Origin of the sequence: Terrabacter sp. RAF57 (assembly GCF_052113925.1) — a bacterium.
Classification (GTDB): Bacteria; Actinomycetota; Actinomycetes; order Actinomycetales; family Dermatophilaceae; genus Terrabacter.
On record NZ_JBFRDT010000008.1, the window covers coordinates 58,030 to 74,603 of the forward strand.

Below are 16,574 nucleotides of genomic sequence, written 5' to 3' on the forward strand. Positions count from 1 at the left end.
AGGGCCAGGTGGTCCCGCCGATGGTGCGGCGTCCGGTGGGGTCATCACCCCCCCGGACGCAGGACGATCCGCCGGTCCATGCGACGGGCGTCCCGCGCCGCGGCACCGAGGGCGTATGCCGTCCGCTCCTGGCGGTGGGCCAGCACCGTCAGTGCGTCGTGGCGTGGGAGAGGCGCAGGGTGAAGCGCGCGCCTCCCTCGGCGGCGTGCCCGGCCTCGACGGTCCCGCCGAGCAGCTGGGCGAGCCGCCCGACGATGGCCAGGCCGAGGCCGGTGCCGACAGGGCGGATGCCGCGGTAGCGCTCGTGCAGCACCGACGGCTCGAAGGCGACGGCGAGGTCGTCGTCGGTCAGTCCCGGACCGCCGTCGCGCACCTCGACGACGGCCACGTCCGTGGGGGAGCCGGGCTCGCGGCGCACCTCGACGACGATCGGGCGGCCGGAGGGCGTGACCCGCAGAGCGTTCTCGAGCAGGCCGTCGACGAGCTGGCGCACCCGAGCCGGGTCGGTGACCGTCCACACGTCTCCCACGGCCGGGACGAAGGCGAAGGGCACGCCCACGGCGGCGCACCTCCGGGACCAGACCGACTCGACCTCGTGGCCGAGGGCGACGAGGTCGGTGCGTTCGGGGTGGACGCTCGGGCTGTCGGCGCCGAGCCGCGCGAGGTCGAGCAGGTCGCCGACGAGCCGCTCGAGACGCTTCGCCTCGGTGAGGACGACGCCGCCGACCCGGGCGGTGTCCTCGGGAGGGACGACGCCGCTCGCGAGCGACTCGGCGTAGCCGCTGATGCCGGTGAGGGGCGTGCGCAGGTCGTGCGACACCGAGAGGAGGAAGTCGCGCTGGCGGCCCTCGGACCGGGACAGCGAGCTCGACAGGGAGTTGAGGGCGCTCGCCACCTCGGCGACCTCGTCGGGACCCTCGACCGGCACCCGGACGTCGCGCTGACCGGCCGCGAGGGCGTGTGCCGCGTCGGCCGTCCGTCGCAGCGGCCGGGACAGGCGCCTCGCGACGGCGACGCTGACGACGACGGCGACGACCGCGCCGATGGCGAGCGCGAGCAGGACGCGGCGCACGAGCCGGTCGGAGTCGGCCGTCGCGTCGGACCTGCGCTGGACGAGGATGATGCCCCCGGCGTCGGTCGGCCGGCCCTCGACGAGGACGAGCGTGCCGCCGAGGTCGTCGCGGGTCGAGAGGGTGCGGCCGGCGAGCAGGGCGTTCTGCCGGGCCGGGGTCAGGGCGTCCCGGGCGAGGGCGCTCGTCGAGGTCACGGCACCCCCGCGTCCGACGCTCGCGGACTCGATACCCAGGGCGCCCAGCGTGCGGACCGCCTTGTTCTGGGCCGCCCGCGCGACGACGCCCGAGTCGGCGCGCTCGGCGGCAGCGTCGGCGATGCGCGAGAGCGTGCGCCGGGCCGAGTCGTCGGCGGACGTGCGGGTCAGCCCGACGGCGAGCAGGCCGGCCAGGAGAGCCGTCAGGACGGCGATCCCCACGGCGAGCAGGACGATCCGTCGCGACAGCGTCCCCCGCGAGCCCGTCACGGTCGCGGCCCGTGCTCTCGTGCCTCGTCCGCGGCAGGGGCGGCGCCCTCGTGCGGAGCCCGCGCGGCGGCATACCCGACGGAGCGGACGGTGCGGATCGGGCTGGCGCCACCGAGCTTGGCGCGCACCTGGGCGACGTGGACGTCGACGGTGCGCCCGCCGGCGGTGGCGGCATACCCCCAGACGTCGCTGAGCAGCTGCTCGCGCGTGAAGACGACCCCCGGACGACGCATGAGGTGCGTCAGGAGGTCGAACTCCGTTGCGGTCAGGGCGATCTCGCGCCCGGCGACCCGCACCTCGTGGCTCGTCAGGTCGATGCTGAGGTCGCCGGCGCTGAGCACCGCGGGCGCCTGGGAGTCCCCGCGGGTGCGTCGCAGCACGCCCCCGAGCCGTGCCACGAGCTCCCGCGGGGAGAAGGGCTTCGTGATGTAGTCGTCGGCGCCGAGCTCGAGGCCGACGATGCGGTCGACCTCGTCGTCGCGGGCCGTCACGAAGAGGACGGGGGTCCAGTCGCCGCGCCCCCGGAGGCGGCGACACACCTCGATGCCGTCGAGGACCGGCAGGCCGATGTCGAGCACGATGGCGCTCGGGCGCAGGTCGCGCGCCGCGTCGAGGGCGCTCGCCCCGTCGGCCACGACCTCGACGCCGTAGCCGGCGGCCCGGAGGTTGATCCGCAGCACGTCGGCGATGGCCGGCTCGTCCTCGACGACGAGCACGAGACCGCGGCCGGGGTCGGGGTCGGGGTCGGCGCGACGGTCGGGGCCGGGCTCGGTGGACACGATCGCAGCGTAGTGAGCGCCGGCGGCGCGCACGTCACGCTCGTGTTCGGGTCGTGTCAGGGGACGAGGCGCTCACTCGGGTGGGACGGGGCGCTCACTCGACTGGGCAGGCGACGGCGGCGGGCCCCGACCCACGCGGCGGCCCCGGCCACGACGAGCACGACGAGCACGACGACCACCACGCCCCACCACGACCCGGCCTCGGCGGCGAGCCAGGCTTGGACCACGGCGAGCCCGACCGTCGCGTAGAGCACCGCCCAGAGGGTCGACCCGACGACGGCGGCCGGCAGGTACCAGCGCAGCGGCATCCGCATCACGCCCGCGGTGAGGTGGATCGCCGTCTGGATGCCGACGGTGAGGTAGGACAGCGTCACGGCGAAGGGCCCGAAGCGTCGCAGCAGACCCTCGGCGCGGGTCGTCAGGTCGCCGTGCGTGCCGCGGTAGCGACGCCAGCCGGCCACGGCGCCGCGCCCGACCCAGTAGGTGCCGTTGGACCGCACCATGGCGCTCGCGAAGAGCGCGAGGAACGCCTGCCAGAAGGGCAGCGCGGCCAACGTGTCGAGCATGGCCTCAGCCTAGGCGGGCGCTCGGGCCCGGCCCGCCGAGGGCCACGCCCCGTCAGCGCGGGCCGAAGTCGACCTCGGCTGCGGGCACGACATCGCCCGTGCGGCCGGGCGCGTCCGACCAGGACCAGTAGGTGTTGGTGTGGGCGATGACCTGCTCGGGCGCGACGGGGACACCCCACTGTCGAAGGTCCTCGGTCGTGTGGGCGTCCCCGACGAGGGTCGTGTCGTAGCCACGGACGAGAGCGCCGTGCAGTGTCGAGCGGATGCAGGCGTCGGTCTGGGCGCCGGTGACGACGACCCGACCGACCTGGTGCTCGGCGAGGACCGACTCGAGGTCGGTGTCCTCGAAGGAGTCGCCGTAGCGCTTGTGGACGAGCGGCTCGGACTCGGCACGGGCCAGCTCGGGGACGTACTGCCAGCCCTCGGTGTCGATCGGCATGTTGTCGTCGGAGTGCTGCACCCAGATGACGGGGACCTGCTCGTTGCGCGCCTTGTCGACGAGGGCGTTGATGCGGGCGATGACGCCGTCGCGGTCGTGCGCGCCCGAGACGACGTCGTTCTGGACGTCGATGACGAGCAGTGCGGTGTTGGGGCGTCCTTGCAGGGTGGTCATGGTGGCTCGCACCTCCGGGTCTCGGTCTGCGTCCTCGCTCCGACGACGCTACGCCTGCCCGCCGACGGCGTGGGCTCTCAGGGCGCGACGAGGAGACAGAACGGGTGGCCCGCCGGGTCGGCGAGCACGACGAGCGGCTCGCCGTCGTCGTCGGTGCGGTCGAGCAGCACCTGCGCGCCCAGGGAGAGCGCCCGGTCCCGATGACGCTCGAGCTCGGCGACGCTCGGCACGGCGTAGTCGACGTGCAGCTGCATCGGCACCTCGTGGCTCGGCCACGTCGAGCGCGGCAGCGGACCGTCGACCTGCTGGACCGCGAGCCGCCGCACGCCGTCGGCGTCGAGCAGGACGAGCCAGTCGGCGTCGTCCTCGGCTCCATCGGCCGGGGGCTCGTCGCCGGGCCGGTAGTGCAGGCCGAGCAGCGCGCGGTAGAACTCGGCGAGGGCGCGGGCGTCCTCGGTGTCGAGGGCGGTGTGCATGAGACGCGGGTATGCCGGCTGCTCGGTCACGGGTCCTCCTCGGTCGCGGTCGCCACCCACCCTAGAAGTGCGGCGCGAGCAAACCCCCGAGTGCACCCACCGGACAACACACCGAGAAGGTCGCAGCGCACCGGGATCGGATCACGGGGTGTTCCGACCTTCTCGGTGTGTTGCCGGGGATGGGATGCTGGGCCCGCCATGACGAACCCGACCCACGCCGCCCGCGAGCTCACCATCACGTCCGCGTCCAACCCGCGCCTCAAGGGCCTGCTCGCGCTCCGCCGCCGTCGCACGCGCGAGGAGACGGGCCAGACGCTCGTCGAGGGCTACGAGGAGATCGGCCTCGCCCTGTCGGCCGGCGTGCGGCCCGGCACCGTCTACGTGTGCGAGGAGCTCTTCAGCCCCGCCGGCCGAGCCGGCAGCCAGGACATCGGCCACCAGACCGACCTGCTCGGGCGACTGCGTCACGACCGGGTCGAGGTCGTGCACCTCAGCCGCAGTGCCTTCGAGAAGGTCAGCTACCGCGAGGGACCGGACGGGCTCATGGCCGTCGTCGACCGCATCGGCGTCTCCCTCGGCGACCTGCGCGTCGACGGGCCCGACCACCTGACCCTGCTCAGCCAGGGCGTGGAGAAGCCCGGCAACCTCGGCGCCATGCTCCGCACCGCCGACGCCGCGGGGGTCGACGCCGTCGTGGCCGCCGACCCCGTCACCGACTGGGGCAACCCCAACGTCGTGCGCGCCAGCAAGGGCACGGTCTTCGCCGTGCCGGCCGCGAGCGCGACGACGGCCGAGGCGCTCGACTGGATCGCGGCGAACGAGATCCGTCTCGTCGTCACGACGCCCGAGACCGACCTGCTGCACACCGACGTCGACTACACCGGCCGCGTCGCCATCGCCGTCGGCAGCGAGAAGCACGGCGCCGACCGCACCCTGCTCGACGCCGCGACCCATCGCGTCCGGATTCCCATGCACGGCAAGGCGAACAGCCTCAACGTCGCCGCGTCTGCCGCGATCGTGCTCTACGAGGCGGTTCGTCAGCGCGACGCCCGCTGACCGCGCGGGCCGTGGGAGCCCGCGGGACGGCATACGAGATGACGCCCAGGTTTCATTCATGTGACGCGTGTGACGAGCCCCGCAAGAGACAGGGAGGGGTGGTCAAGAGCACCCCTTGGCGTGTGTCACGATGTTCTGTATGCGAGTTGACCACGTCTCCTATGCAGCGGAGGCCGGTGGCCTCAAGGCCACAGCCGCCCGACTGTCCGAGCTCATCGGCGTCGCGCCGGTCGACGGAGGGGTGCATCCCCGGTTCGGCACGCGCAACGTGATCTTCCCCCTGGCCAAGGACCACTACCTCGAGGTCGTCGAGGTGCTGGACCACCCGGCCTCCGACAAGGCGCCCTTCGGGCAGGCCGTCCGTGCCGCCTCCGAGGCCGGCGGTGGCTGGCTCGGCTGGGTCGTCGCCGTCGACGACATCGCCGTGGTCGAGCAGCGCCTGGGCCGCGAGTCGGTCCCGGGCAACCGGCACCGCCCCGACGGCACCGAGCTCAAGTGGCGCCAGCTCGGCATCAAGGGCCTCATGGCCGACCCCCAGGTCCCCTACTTCATCGAGTGGGACGACATGACGGTGCACCCCTCCGCGGGCGCCGACACGTCGGTCTCCATCGACAACCTCCAGATCGCCGGGGACCCCAAGCGCGTGCGCGAGTGGCTCGGCCCGGAGGACACCTTCGACAAGGGCGGCATCGACTTCACCTTCGTCGCCCCGCACGGCACGCCGGGTCTGCTGTCGGTCACCTTCGACACCCCGGCCGGCAAGGTCACCATCTGACCGAGTCACCAACTCGCACGCGAACGGCGGTCACCCTGAGGGGTGGCCGCCGTTTCGTCGTCCCGAGGGCGTATGCCGTGTCGCGGGTCGGGCGGTCGCGCGCGGTTCGGTTACGGTGCCTGAATGCCGCTGGAGCTGCCGGTRCCGGGACGCGACCATCGAGGGGCCGTGCCTTCCCTCGACCTGGAGCCGCTGCCCCGCGAGGTCCGCGCGGCGGTGGAGGCGATGGTCGCCGGGCACGAGGTGTCGCTCCGCCGCGACGGACGCGAGATCGGCGTGCTCGTGCACCGCCCGAGCGTGCTGGTGGGCACCGTCGTGGGCGGACCGGAGCCGGAGCGGGCCGGTCGCGAGGACGACGAGGGTCGTGGTCCGGAGCGCGTGCCCGAGGGCGTCCTGGTCGTGGCCACGGCGACGAAGCTGTCGAAGGCCGCTCGCCAGCGACTCTCCGACGAGCTGGGCGACGGCTACATCGTGCTCGACCTGCTCAGGGCCCCGACGAGCGCCGACGTCGTGCTGACCCACCCGGTGAGCCCGCAGCTGCTCGGGTCGCTGCGCGGGATGTTCCCGCAGGCCCGGATCATCGTGACCGAGATCGAGGACGACGAGCTCGGCGTCAGCGCACCGGGGCCCGTGAGCCGGCTGCTCGACGCCGGGGCGTCGGCCTACCTGCCGCCGCGGCCACTCCGGGAGGTGGCCGCCAACGTCCACGCCTACCTGACCGGCTCCGGTGCAGCGCAGCTGACGTCGGGCAGCCCGGCGGTCGCTGCCCTCCCGTCGGCAGGTGAGGAAACCACACCACCCGGTTGAGGTACTCGGACTCCGGTTTCCATGCTGTCCTGTGAAGGGACATCTCTTACAGAGGTGTGAAGCCCGTTCGCCGTCAGCACGAGGGCGACCGAAGCATGAGGCCAGAGGTGGTCGGAGCGTCACTCCGGGCTGCGGTCACTCAGCACTCGACGCAGAACTCGTTGCCTTCAGGGTCGGCCATGACCACGACGTCGCCGTCGCTGCCGGTCACCGTCGCGCCGAGGGCGACGAGGCGCTCGACCTCGGCCTCGACCGTGTCCATGGTGCGCAGGTCGAAGTGCTGCCGGTTCTTCGCCGTCTTGCCCTCCGGGACGGGTTGGAACCACAGGGTCGGCCCACCCCAGCCGGCCGGCTCGACCCAGGCCCGCTCGTCCGTGCTGTCCTCGTCGACGTTCGAGCCGAGGGCCGCGGCCCAGAAGCTCGCGAGCCGCAACGGCTCGGCGCAGTCGAACGTCACCGACTTCACGAAGGCCACCATGCACCGAACCTAGCCGCCCCCGGTCGCCACCACCCCTTTGAGGTATCCGCGCCGCCCGACTCGCCGTCGGGACACCTCAAACCGGGGCGCGGGGACCAGCGGCGGTCAGCGGTGCCAGCGCTTGAGGCGCAGGGAGTTGCTGACGACGAGCACGGACGAGAGGGCCATCGTGGCGCCGGCGATCATCGGGTTGAGCAGGCCGAACGCGGCGAGCGGGATCGCGGCGGTGTTGTAGCCGAAGGCCCAGGCGAGGTTCTGCTTGATGATGCGCAGGGTCTCGCGGGAGAGCCCGATCGAGTCGCCGACGGCGTCGAGGTCGGTGCGCACGAGGACGATGTCGGCCGAGTCCATCGCGACGTCGGTGCCCGAGCCCATCGCGAGACCGAGGTCGGCCTGGGCGAGGGCTGCGGCGTCGTTCACGCCGTCGCCGACCATGGCGACGACCCGTCCTGACTTCTGCAGCTCGGTGACGACGGCGTGCTTCTGCGCCGGCAGCACGTCGGCGCGCACGTTGGAGGCATCGATGCCGACCTGCTCGGCGACGCTGCGCGCGTTGGAGGCGCTGTCGCCGGTCAGCAGGTAGGGCGTGAGGCCGAGCGCCCGGAGCCGGGCGATGGCGGCCTTGGACGAGTCGCGCACCGTGTCCTCGACGGTGAGAGCCGCCTGGGCGACGCTGTCCCAGCCGACGTAGACCGTCGTGCCGGCGTGGCTGCGGGCGTGCGCGACGAGCTCGGGGTCGACGCTCTCGAAGAGGACGGCCTTGCCGACGGTGACCTCGGTGTCCTTGATCCGCGCGGTGGCTCCCTCGCCGGGGTTCGACTGGAAGTCGCGGATGCGCGGCAGGTCGAGCTTGGCCAGTCGGGCGCCGTCGACGACGGCCTGCGCGATGGGGTGCTCGCTGCCCTGCTCGACGGCGGCGGCCGCGGTGAGCGCCGCCTTCTTGGACAGCTTGCCGCGTACGGCGATGCTCCGCAGGCGCAGCTCGCCGGTCGTCACGGTGCCGGTCTTGTCGAGCACGACGGTGTCGACGCGGCGCGTGTCCTCGAGCACCTGTGGGCCCTTGATGAGGGTGCCGAGCTGGGCGCCGCGACCGGTGCCGACGAGCAGGGCGGTCGGCGTGGCCAGACCGAGGGCGCAGGGGCAGGCGATGATGAGCACCGTCACGGCGACGGCGAGCGACGTGCCGAGGTCGTGGCCCGTCAGGAGCCAGGCGACGAACGTCACGACCGCGATGACGAGGACGACGGGCACGAAGATCGCGGAGACGCGGTCGGCGAGGCGCTGAACGTCGGCCTTGCCGGTCTGGGCGGTCTCGACGAGACGCTGGATGCCGGCGAGCATCGTGTCGGCGCCGACCTTGCGCGCCTCGACGACGATGCGTCCGGTCGTGTTGATCGAGCCGCCGGTGACGTCGTCGCCGGGGGAGACGTCGACGGGGGTCGACTCGCCCGTGACGAGGCTCGCGTCGACGGCGCTCGACCCGTCGCGCACGGTGCCGTCGGTCGCGACCTTCTCACCGGGCCGGACGACGAACTGGTCGCCGACGACGAGCTGGTCGACGGGGATGCGCAGCTCGCTCGTGATCCGCGACTGCGGGTCGATGCGCAGGACGGAGACGTCCTTGGCGCCGAGGTCGAGCAGCGAGCGGAGGGCGTCCTTGCCGGAGTCCTTGGCGCGCGCCTCGAGGAAGCGGCCGACGAGCAGGAACGTCGTGACGACCGAGGCCACCTCGAAGTAGAGGTGCATGCCGCCCTGGAGCAGCTCGACGACGGAGTAGCCCCACGCCGCGAGCACGCCGAGCGACACGAGGGTGTCCATCGTCGAGGCGAGGTGTCGGGCGTTGACCGCGGCGGCGCGGTGGAACGGCCAGGCGCACCAGAAGACGACGGGCGTCGCGAGGAGCAGCTCGAGCCAAGGGCTCGCCCCGAAGGTCGGGAGCACCATGGCGAGCAGCAGGACGGGGATCGTCAGTGCGATCGCGACGACGAGCCGGGGCTTGAGGACGTCCTGCGCGGGCGTGTGGTCGAGGTGGTTCTCGCCGGAGCCGCCGTGACCGGCCTGACCGTCGTGACCGTCGTGACCTGCGTGGCCCCCGCGCGCAGTGGGGGGCGTTGGAGTCGTCGCGGGACGGGCGTCGACCTTCGTGGTCGCGGCGGTGTCGCGGACCTTCTGGCGGGCCAGCTCCTGGGCCCGCAGCTTCTCGAGCAGCGCACCGGCGGCAGGCCTCGCGACCTCGCCACCCGCGGAGCCGGCCGGGGCACTCTCGGGCGACACGGCATACGTGCTCGGGGCGGTGGGGGCCGGCGGCGCAGGGCGCGCGCCGTCGATGACGGCGGCGCCGTAGCCGGTCTTCTTCACCTCGGCGACGATCTGCTCGACCGTGACGGGAGCGGTGAACGAGACGAGTGCCTTCTCGGTGGCGAGGTTGACGGTCGCGGACTCGACGCCGGCGACCTTGGACAGCTTGCGCTCGATGCGGGCCGAGCAGGAGGCGCAGGTCATGCCGGTGATGGCGAGGCGGACCTCGTCGGGGGTCCGGTCGGCCGTGGTCACCGGCGCCTGGCCCTCGGTCATCGGAGGCTGTAACCGGCCTCCGCGACGGCGTCCGCGACGGCGGACGGGTCGAGGGGGGCCTCGCTCGTGATGGTGACGGGGGAGTCCTCGCCGGGGTGCAGGTCGACCGCGACCGCGACGACGCCGGGCAGCGCCGACAGCTCGCCGCTCACGGCGGCGGTGCAGTGACCGCACGTCATGCCGGTCACGGTGATCTCGGTCTGGGTGGTGGTGCTCATCGGGTGCCTCCTCGGGCGGTGGTCGGTTGGGGTGCTCAGCTGCGCACGAGTCGGGCGATGGCCTCCGAGGCCTCGCGCACCTTCTCGGCGGCGGCCTCGTCGGACTCGCGGGCGGCGTCGACGACGCAGTGGGCGACGTGGTCCTCGAGCAGGCCGAGGCTCACCGCCTGCAGCGCCTTGGTGATGGCGCTGACCTGGGTCAGGATGTCGATGCAGTAGGTGTCGGTGTCGACCATCTTCTGCACGCCACGCACCTGGCCCTCGATGCGGCGCAGCCGCTTCAGGTAGTCGTCCTTGCTGCCGGTGTATCCAGCCATGGCACCTCCTCGTCGTGGTCAACAGGATACCCCTCTGGGGTATTCCCCCCGTCACGAACCGCCGAGCAACTCCTTCGCCAGCCGCTTCGGCGCCCTGGCCAGCCAGGCGTCGGTGACGACCTCGCGGATCTCCTCCACGGTGAGCCTGCCGAGGTCCCGCTCGAGCAGGAGCACGGCGTTGTAGCCGTTCCAGTGCGGCGTCGTGAACCACGGCGAGTCGGGGTCCGAGACCATCGACTCCTTGTCCTCGGCCGTGCACGAGAAGGCGAGCACGTCGACGTAGGGCTCGCCCGTCTCCGGGTCGAAGGCGTCCTTGCGCGGGCCGCGGGCGAAGGCGAACGTCTTGCCCCTGACCTGGAAGCTTGGCCGTCCGCCGGCAGGCGGGTCGCGCGTCACCTCGGGCAGCGCGGCGGCTGCCTCGTCGATGTCGCTGAGCCGGGCGGGGCGCGAGCGGGCCATGCCCTCGCACGTTAGCCCGCCGGACGGCATACCTGAAGGGGCCACGCGGCCACGGCCACGCGGCCAAGGACGAACCGGGCGTCGGGCTCCCCGGCGGGCACGCCGGCGGACGGTGGGGCGGATCCGGCCAAACCGGTCACGAAAGTCGCGGTTCGGGCGTATTTTCTGGGGTGAGCAGCCCACCTCGATGTGTGGGGGTTAGCGTGGCCGTCTCGGGGCTCAGACTCAATCTTCTCGGTGCTCCGACGCTCGTCTCGGGAGACGATCCCGTGGCGCTGTCGCCGGGTACCGCGGTGCTCGTCGCCTATCTCGCGCTCGCACCGCGGGAGGGGCGCCAGCGAGCGGTCGCCGCTGCCCAGCTCTTCTCCGACTGCCCCGAGGACTCGGCCCGCCGCCGGCTCAACACCGCCGTCTGGCGGCTGCAGTCCGAGGTGCGCGCGAGCACGGGCGTCGAGCTCGTCGGCCGCTCCGGTGGACGGTCGGTCGCGTTGAGCCCGGCCGTGCCGATGACCGTCGACGCCGTGCACTTCGAGGACCTGCTGGCTCCCGTCCTGCGCCGCAGCGTCGTCGACCTCACCGACGACGACGTCCGTCGGCTCGAGGACGCCGTCGCGCTGCACCGGGGCCGGCTCGTCGAGGTCTGCGACGACGAGTGGGTGCTCGGCGCGCGCCACCGCATCGAGACCCTCTACCTCACCGCCCTCGACTACCTCGTCCAGCACCACGGGTCCCGCGGCGACATCGCCGCCGTCGACCGCTACGGGACGCTCGCGCTCGCCATCGAGCCGCTGCGCGAGGACATCCACCGCCACCTCATGGGCGCCTACGCGGCGTCGGGCCGGCACGACCTCGTCGAGCGACAGTTCGAGCAGTGCCGCCTGACCCTGCTCGACGAGCTCGGCGCCGACCCGATGCCCGAGACGGTCGCGCTCTATGCCCGGATCACCCGGGGCGACGCCGGCCAGGCCGCCTCGGTGGCCGCGCTCGTCGCCGAGCTCGAACGGGCCCGGCGCGAGGTCGTGCGCCTCGCCGAGATCGTCGACCGCGCGCTCGACCGCCTGCACCGCATGCCCTGACGGGCACCGAGGGCGTATGCCGTGTCGCCGGGGGAGCAGCACGGGTGACCTCTCGACGTGGCCGGGTGGGCAGGACTCGGCCTCTCGACCGTGGGGGTCGGTGGGGGTCGGTGGTGAGCCAGCGGTGAGCAGGCGGTGAGCGGGTGGTGATCGGGGGGCGGGGGTCTCGTGAGCGGTCGGTGATCGGGGGCCGGGACGCTCGTGCCTGAGCAGAAGGGTCACGGCCTGGTGATGCGAGCGTGGAGGCGGCGATTCCTCGTCGACGTGTGGGCCGAGCCCCGCGACGTCGACTCGCTCCCGGCCGTCATCAGGGCCCGGGTGCGCGACATGGCCACGGACGAGGAGACCTACGTGGGATCGTTCGCCGAGATCGAGCAGATCGTCGAGGCACGCCTCGACGACGACGGCGTGGCCCCGAGGCGTTGGGAGCGACCGTGATCCGCGAGGTCAGCGAGGCGCTGCGCGACGTCATCCACCGGGCCACCCCCGACCTCGGTGCGTGGGTCGTGCTCCACTCGCTCTCGCAGGGCGACAAGACGGCCCTACCGGACACGAAGGGCATCCTCGCGCTCATCGCGGTTGCCGAGCACCCACACCTGCGCAACCGACCCCTCGTCGACGGCCTCACCGGGCTCGTCCGCGCGCCCCTGTCGCTCCAGCTGACCTACCTCGTCACCTACGTCGGCGACCACGACGAGGCGCAGATCCGGCTCGGTCGCATCGTCCAGGCCTTCCACACGACGCCGATCGTGCGTCCGCCGGACCTGACGCCGCCGCTGTCGGACGAGGTCGAGAGCATCGCCGTCCGGCTGCTCGCGCCGAACGCCGACGAGCGCAACCAGGTGTGGGGGTCACTGGGTCGGGCCGGGCGGCTCGCCCTCTTCTACGAGGTCGACGTCGCTCCGGTGCCGGTCCTCGAGCGCGAGGGCCGCGGCCGGGTGCGCGAGCACCGCATCGACTGGGTGGGGGCGACGTGAGCCTCCCGCCGGCACCGCCGCACCTCGCAACGGTCACGACGACGCTGCGCCACACCGTGCGCCTCGTCCACGCCTCGACCGGGGCGCGGCTGCGCGGCCTCGACGCCCACCTCGAGCCGGCCCCAGCAGGGTGGACCGTCCGCGTGCTCCCGGACGTCCTCGTCGTCGCCGTCCGCGCCGACGCCCCGGTGCCCGCCGTGCCACCGAAGGTCGTGGTCACCCTGACGGACGGGGCGCTCGCCGACGTCCTCGTCGTACCGCCGCTCACGGGTCGACCCCCGCGCACCTTCGTCGTCGACCTCACCGCACCCGAGGTCGAGGTCGTCGTCCACCCCGTCCCCTCGACCCTGACCGTCGTCCTCACGACCCCGTCGACCGGAGCGCCACGGACCGGTGTCGCCGTCACGGCGCGCGCGACCTCGGGTCCCGACCCGAAGCCGAGCGTCGCGCTCCCCGAGGTCGATCCGGGCACCTACCGCTCCGCGCCCGTCGAGTGGACGGCCGCCTTCACCCCGCTCGACCTCCTCGTCGGCGGCCAGCCGCTGCGTACCCTCGCCGTCGACGTCTCGACGTCGACCACCACGGCCCACCTCGTCGACACGACCTGACGGACCGCGCCCCACCCACCAAGAGAACCGCACCACCCGACCGCTCCACCCGAACCGCACCACGACCGAACCCATCCGCACCGCACCCCCACCTGAACCGCACGACAGAGCACGAGCCGAGGAGGGCACCGTGACGACCTACCTTTCACCCGGCGTCTACGTCGAGGAGGTCCCCTCGGGGCCGCAACCGATCGCAGCCGCCCCCACGAGCGTCGTCGCCGTGCTCGGCACGACGCGTCGGGGTCCCGTCAAGGAGCCGACGCGCGTCACCGGCTGGGCCGACTTCGTGCGGACCTTCGGGGCAGCGACGTCGCGGGGCTTCACGGGGGAGTCGGTCTTCGGCTACTTCGAGAACGGCGGTCCCGCCGCTTGGATCGTCCGGGTCGACCCGTCGACCGGCGCCTCGTGGACCGTCTTCGACGTCGCGGGCACGGAGAGCTTCGACATCGAGGCGAGCTCGCCCGGCACGTGGGGCAACGACCTGTCGGTCGCCGTCTCCGCCGACGAGTCCGCCGCGTCGGGCTCCTTCTACCGCGCGACGACGACGTCGGCGACAGGCGCCATCGCGAGCGGTGGGGCCGGCACGATCCCCGTCGCCTCGACCGCGGGGCTCAAGCCCGGCGACACCGTCGCCCTCGTGGCTGCGCCGACGAGCGGGTCGGTCGCGGCACCCCCGACCGCGCTCGTCACGGCCCTGACGACGACGTCGATCACCGTCGGCAGCGCGAGCGCCGCCGTCACCCTCCCGGCCGGCTCGGTCGTCGCGAGCGCGGCCGCCGCGGCGGCCACCTCGGTCTTCCTCCCCTCCGGCAAGGGCTTCAAGAAGGGCGACGTCGTCGTCGCCGTCGCCCCCAACGGCACCCGCACGAGCGCGGTGGTCACCGACGTCACGACCGCCGGCAGCGGGGTCACGCTGACCCTCGACGCGTCCCTCGGGGCGGTCCCCGGTGCGGCGTTCGTCCAGCGCCGCACCGACTACCGCGCCACCGCGACGATCGCCGGCACCCCGGCCGGGTCGCCGCCGTCGCTCAACGTCTCGGCGTCGGCCCTCGCGTTCGACCGCCCGCTGACGGCACCGATCGCGTCCGAGCTGACGGCGAGCGGCGTCGAGCACGCGGCCGCCCGCCTCGCGACCGGTGACGGCCGCACCGCCTCCTGGCAGACGAACCGCTTCGTCGTCGTCGGCGCCACCGCCGGCCCGAGCGGCCCGGTCACCGTCAACGCGGCGGTCACCGCGGTGCTGCTCGCGGACTCGGGCCTCGGGATCACCGGGCTGTCCGCGGCCGACGTCGGCAACGCGTACGGCTTCCTCCCGGCGGGCGCCAAGGTGACGTACACCGGCGCGGGCCCCACGCCCGCCGTCGTCGCGACGCGCACGGCCGGAGGGTTCACGCTCGCACCCGCTCCCGTCGCGACCGACACCTACACCGATGCGACGTTCACCCTCCAGGCCGACGCCGACGACGGCATCGCCGTCCGCTCCGCCGTGGCGCCCAGGGTCGGCGACGTGCTCGGTCTCGGGACGGCCTACGCCCCGATCACGGGGGTCGACGCGGCCGGGGGTGACACGTACGTGCTCCAGTTCGCGGCAAGCACGGCCGTCTCCAACACCGCCCAGGCGCGTTTCCCGCTGTATGCCGTCGAGTCGGCCTCCGTCGTCGCCGCGCGGTTCACGCTCGCGGTCTCGGTCGGCGGTGCCCTGGCCGAGACGTTCGGCGGCCTGTCCCTCAGTCCCGACCACCCGGCGTACTTCGCCAAGGACGACGTCGTCAACGGCACCTCGTCCCTCGTCACCGTGACCGCACGCGCTGGTGGCGCCCCGGCGGTGTCGCTCGCGGCGGCACCGTTCTACACGGCCGTCGACCGGATCGGCGCCGACAAGGCGCCGACCAACGACGACTTCCGCGCCGGGCTGACCCGGCTCGAGGAGGTCGCTGAGCCGGCCATGGTCATCTGCCCGGACGCGCTGACGCTCGACGACCCGCTCCTGCAGGCCGACCTCGTCGGCCAGGTCGTGACGCACTGCGAGAACTTCCGGCGCTTCGCCATCGTCGACGCACCCGACCTCGACGACACCGACCTGCTGTCGTGGCGCAACACGACGCTGTCGAGCACGTATGCCGCCCTCTACGCGCCGCACCTGCAGATCGTCACGATCGATCCCGACTCGATCGACCGCTTCACGACCGTGCCGCCGTCGGGCTTCGTCGCCGGCGTCTTCGCCCGCACCGACCGGCTGCGCGGCGTGCACAAGGCGCCCGGCAACGAGACGGTCACCGGCATCGTCGGGCTCTCGCAGGCGTACACGCAGCGTCGCCAGGACCTGCTCAACCCCGGCGGGGTCAACCTCATCCGGGCCTTCCCGGGCCGGGGCACCCGACTCTGGGGTGCCCGCAACGCGACCGACGACACGACGTGGCGCTACGTCAACGTCCGACGACTCTTCACCATGGTCGAGACGTCCGTCGACCGCGCCACCCAGTGGGTCGTCTTCGAGCCCAACACCGCCCAGACGTGGATCCGCGTCAAGGTCTCGGTCGAGAACTTCCTCGACCAGCAGTGGCGGGCGGGCGCGCTCGCGGGCACGAAGCCCGAGCAGGCCTATCGCGTGCGCGTCGGCCTCGGCGAGACGATGACCGAGACGGACATCGACCTCGGGCTCATCATCACCGAGGTCGCGATCGCGCCGGCCAAGCCCGCTGAGTTCGTCGTCTTCCGCTTCAGCCACAAGCGGCTGTCCGAGTGACCCGCCGTGACCAGCCGCGATCAGCCGACACGAGTACGCCGCCTGAATCCTCTTGTGAGCCAAGGAGCCTGACATGTATCCCATGACCACCCTGCACTTCACCGTCAGCTGGGGCGACCGCCAGCAGACCTCGAGCTTCTCGGAGGTGAGCGGGCTGACGATGGAGGCCGAGGTCGTCGAGTACCGCGGCGGCGCCGACCCGCAGTTCTCGACGCGCAAGCAGCCCGGGCTGCGCAAGTTCTCCAACGTGACGCTCAAGCGCGGCATCGCCCCGACGGAGGCCGGCAACGGTCTCTTCGAGTGGTACAACTCCATCACCATCGGCGCCGTCGAGCGGCGCGACGTCACGGTGAGCCTCCTCAACGAGGAGCGCGAACCAGTCATGACGTGGAAGATCAAGGAGGCCTGGCCGGTCAAGATCGAGGGCCCCGGCCTCAAGTCGACCGGCACCGACGTCGCCATCGAGTCGGTCGAGTTCGCCTGCGAGGGCATCGAGATCGAGGCGAAGTAGC

The 16,574-nt window shown here is 72.9% G+C and carries 19 protein-coding genes; 9 read left to right on the forward strand and 10 right to left on the reverse strand.

Features of this window, described 5'->3' with window-relative positions; translation table 11 throughout:
* Positions 1–148: 148 nt before the first annotated feature.
* The 5 genes from AB4Y83_RS11595 to AB4Y83_RS11615 all read right to left on the reverse strand — a co-directional run bounded on the left by AB4Y83_RS11595 (position 149) and on the right by AB4Y83_RS11615 (position 4,001).
* Positions 149–1,537: a sensor histidine kinase gene (locus AB4Y83_RS11595; protein WP_442296966.1), complete on the reverse strand. Its 1,389-nt coding sequence runs from the start codon at positions 1,535–1,537 to the stop codon at positions 149–151.
* The gene (locus AB4Y83_RS11600; RefSeq protein WP_442274259.1) at positions 1,534–2,316 is read right to left on the reverse strand and encodes a response regulator transcription factor; all 783 of its coding nucleotides are present in this window, start codon (positions 2,314–2,316) and stop codon (positions 1,534–1,536) included. Before AB4Y83_RS11600 ends, AB4Y83_RS11595 begins: the two co-directional genes overlap by 4 nt.
* Before the next feature lie 56 nt (positions 2,317–2,372).
* Complete coding sequence (locus AB4Y83_RS11605; protein WP_442274260.1) at positions 2,373–2,882, reverse strand: DedA family protein; 510 nt, start codon at positions 2,880–2,882, stop codon at positions 2,373–2,375.
* Between the two features lie 52 nt (positions 2,883–2,934).
* Positions 2,935–3,495: a cysteine hydrolase family protein gene (locus AB4Y83_RS11610; protein WP_442274261.1), complete on the reverse strand. Its 561-nt coding sequence runs from the start codon at positions 3,493–3,495 to the stop codon at positions 2,935–2,937.
* Between the two features lie 77 nt (positions 3,496–3,572).
* The gene (locus tag AB4Y83_RS11615; RefSeq protein WP_442296967.1) at positions 3,573–4,001 is read right to left on the reverse strand and encodes a VOC family protein; all 429 of its coding nucleotides are present in this window, start codon (positions 3,999–4,001) and stop codon (positions 3,573–3,575) included.
* A gap of 168 nt (positions 4,002–4,169) precedes the next feature.
* Between AB4Y83_RS11615 and AB4Y83_RS11620 the strand changes: the two genes are divergently transcribed.
* The 3 genes from AB4Y83_RS11620 to AB4Y83_RS11630 all read left to right on the forward strand — a co-directional run bounded on the left by AB4Y83_RS11620 (position 4,170) and on the right by AB4Y83_RS11630 (position 6,609).
* Complete coding sequence (locus AB4Y83_RS11620; RefSeq protein WP_442296968.1) at positions 4,170–5,027, forward strand: TrmH family RNA methyltransferase; 858 nt, start codon at positions 4,170–4,172, stop codon at positions 5,025–5,027.
* 139 nt (positions 5,028–5,166) lie between these two features.
* The gene (locus tag AB4Y83_RS11625) at positions 5,167–5,802 is read left to right on the forward strand and encodes a VOC family protein (RefSeq protein WP_020143723.1); all 636 of its coding nucleotides are present in this window, start codon (positions 5,167–5,169) and stop codon (positions 5,800–5,802) included.
* Positions 5,803–5,970: 168 nt separating this feature from the next.
* Positions 5,971–6,609: a hypothetical protein gene (locus AB4Y83_RS11630; RefSeq protein WP_442296969.1), complete on the forward strand. Its 639-nt coding sequence runs from the start codon at positions 5,971–5,973 to the stop codon at positions 6,607–6,609.
* 139 nt (positions 6,610–6,748) lie between these two features.
* On the opposite strand, the gene AB4Y83_RS11635 is transcribed toward AB4Y83_RS11630, so the two are convergent.
* The 5 genes from AB4Y83_RS11635 to AB4Y83_RS11655 form a co-directional block, all read right to left on the reverse strand.
* Positions 6,749–7,087: a VOC family protein gene (locus tag AB4Y83_RS11635; protein WP_442296970.1), complete on the reverse strand. Its 339-nt coding sequence runs from the start codon at positions 7,085–7,087 to the stop codon at positions 6,749–6,751.
* Positions 7,088–7,192: 105 nt separating this feature from the next.
* Entirely contained in the window at positions 7,193–9,661 is a 2,469-nt protein-coding gene (locus AB4Y83_RS11640; RefSeq protein ID WP_442296971.1) for a heavy metal translocating P-type ATPase, read from the reverse strand.
* Positions 9,658–9,879, reverse strand: coding sequence for a heavy-metal-associated domain-containing protein (locus AB4Y83_RS11645; RefSeq protein ID WP_020143727.1), 222 nt, complete (start codon positions 9,877–9,879; stop codon positions 9,658–9,660). The genes AB4Y83_RS11640 and AB4Y83_RS11645 overlap by 4 nt, the downstream gene beginning before the upstream one ends.
* 35 nt (positions 9,880–9,914) lie before the next feature.
* Positions 9,915–10,196: a metal-sensitive transcriptional regulator gene (locus AB4Y83_RS11650; RefSeq protein WP_020143728.1), complete on the reverse strand. Its 282-nt coding sequence runs from the start codon at positions 10,194–10,196 to the stop codon at positions 9,915–9,917.
* A 51-nt stretch (positions 10,197–10,247) separates the two neighbouring features.
* Positions 10,248–10,655: an MmcQ/YjbR family DNA-binding protein gene (locus AB4Y83_RS11655; protein WP_442274267.1), complete on the reverse strand. Its 408-nt coding sequence runs from the start codon at positions 10,653–10,655 to the stop codon at positions 10,248–10,250.
* A 269-nt stretch (positions 10,656–10,924) separates the two neighbouring features.
* On the opposite strand from AB4Y83_RS11655, the gene AB4Y83_RS11660 reads away from it, so the two are divergent.
* The 6 genes from AB4Y83_RS11660 (at position 10,925) to AB4Y83_RS11685 (ending at position 16,573) form a co-directional block, all read left to right on the forward strand.
* The gene (locus tag AB4Y83_RS11660) at positions 10,925–11,731 is read left to right on the forward strand and encodes an AfsR/SARP family transcriptional regulator (RefSeq protein ID WP_442296972.1); all 807 of its coding nucleotides are present in this window, start codon (positions 10,925–10,927) and stop codon (positions 11,729–11,731) included.
* 201 nt (positions 11,732–11,932) lie between these two features.
* Positions 11,933–12,169: a hypothetical protein gene (locus AB4Y83_RS11665; RefSeq protein WP_442274269.1), complete on the forward strand. Its 237-nt coding sequence runs from the start codon at positions 11,933–11,935 to the stop codon at positions 12,167–12,169.
* Positions 12,166–12,708, forward strand: coding sequence for a Pvc16 family protein (locus tag AB4Y83_RS11670; RefSeq protein WP_442274270.1), 543 nt, complete (start codon positions 12,166–12,168; stop codon positions 12,706–12,708). The genes AB4Y83_RS11665 and AB4Y83_RS11670 overlap by 4 nt, the downstream gene beginning before the upstream one ends.
* Positions 12,705–13,316 (forward strand): hypothetical protein, encoded by a 612-nt coding sequence (locus tag AB4Y83_RS11675; protein WP_442296973.1) that lies wholly within the window; start codon positions 12,705–12,707, stop codon positions 13,314–13,316. The genes AB4Y83_RS11670 and AB4Y83_RS11675 overlap by 4 nt, the downstream gene beginning before the upstream one ends.
* Positions 13,317–13,446: 130 nt before the next feature.
* Positions 13,447–16,062, forward strand: coding sequence for a phage tail sheath subtilisin-like domain-containing protein (locus tag AB4Y83_RS11680; protein WP_442296974.1), 2,616 nt, complete (start codon positions 13,447–13,449; stop codon positions 16,060–16,062).
* A 73-nt stretch (positions 16,063–16,135) separates the two neighbouring features.
* Positions 16,136–16,573, forward strand: a complete 438-nt coding sequence (locus AB4Y83_RS11685) for a phage tail protein (RefSeq protein ID WP_056774549.1) — start codon at positions 16,136–16,138, stop codon at positions 16,571–16,573.
* The last annotated feature ends 1 nt before the right edge of the window (position 16,574 follow it).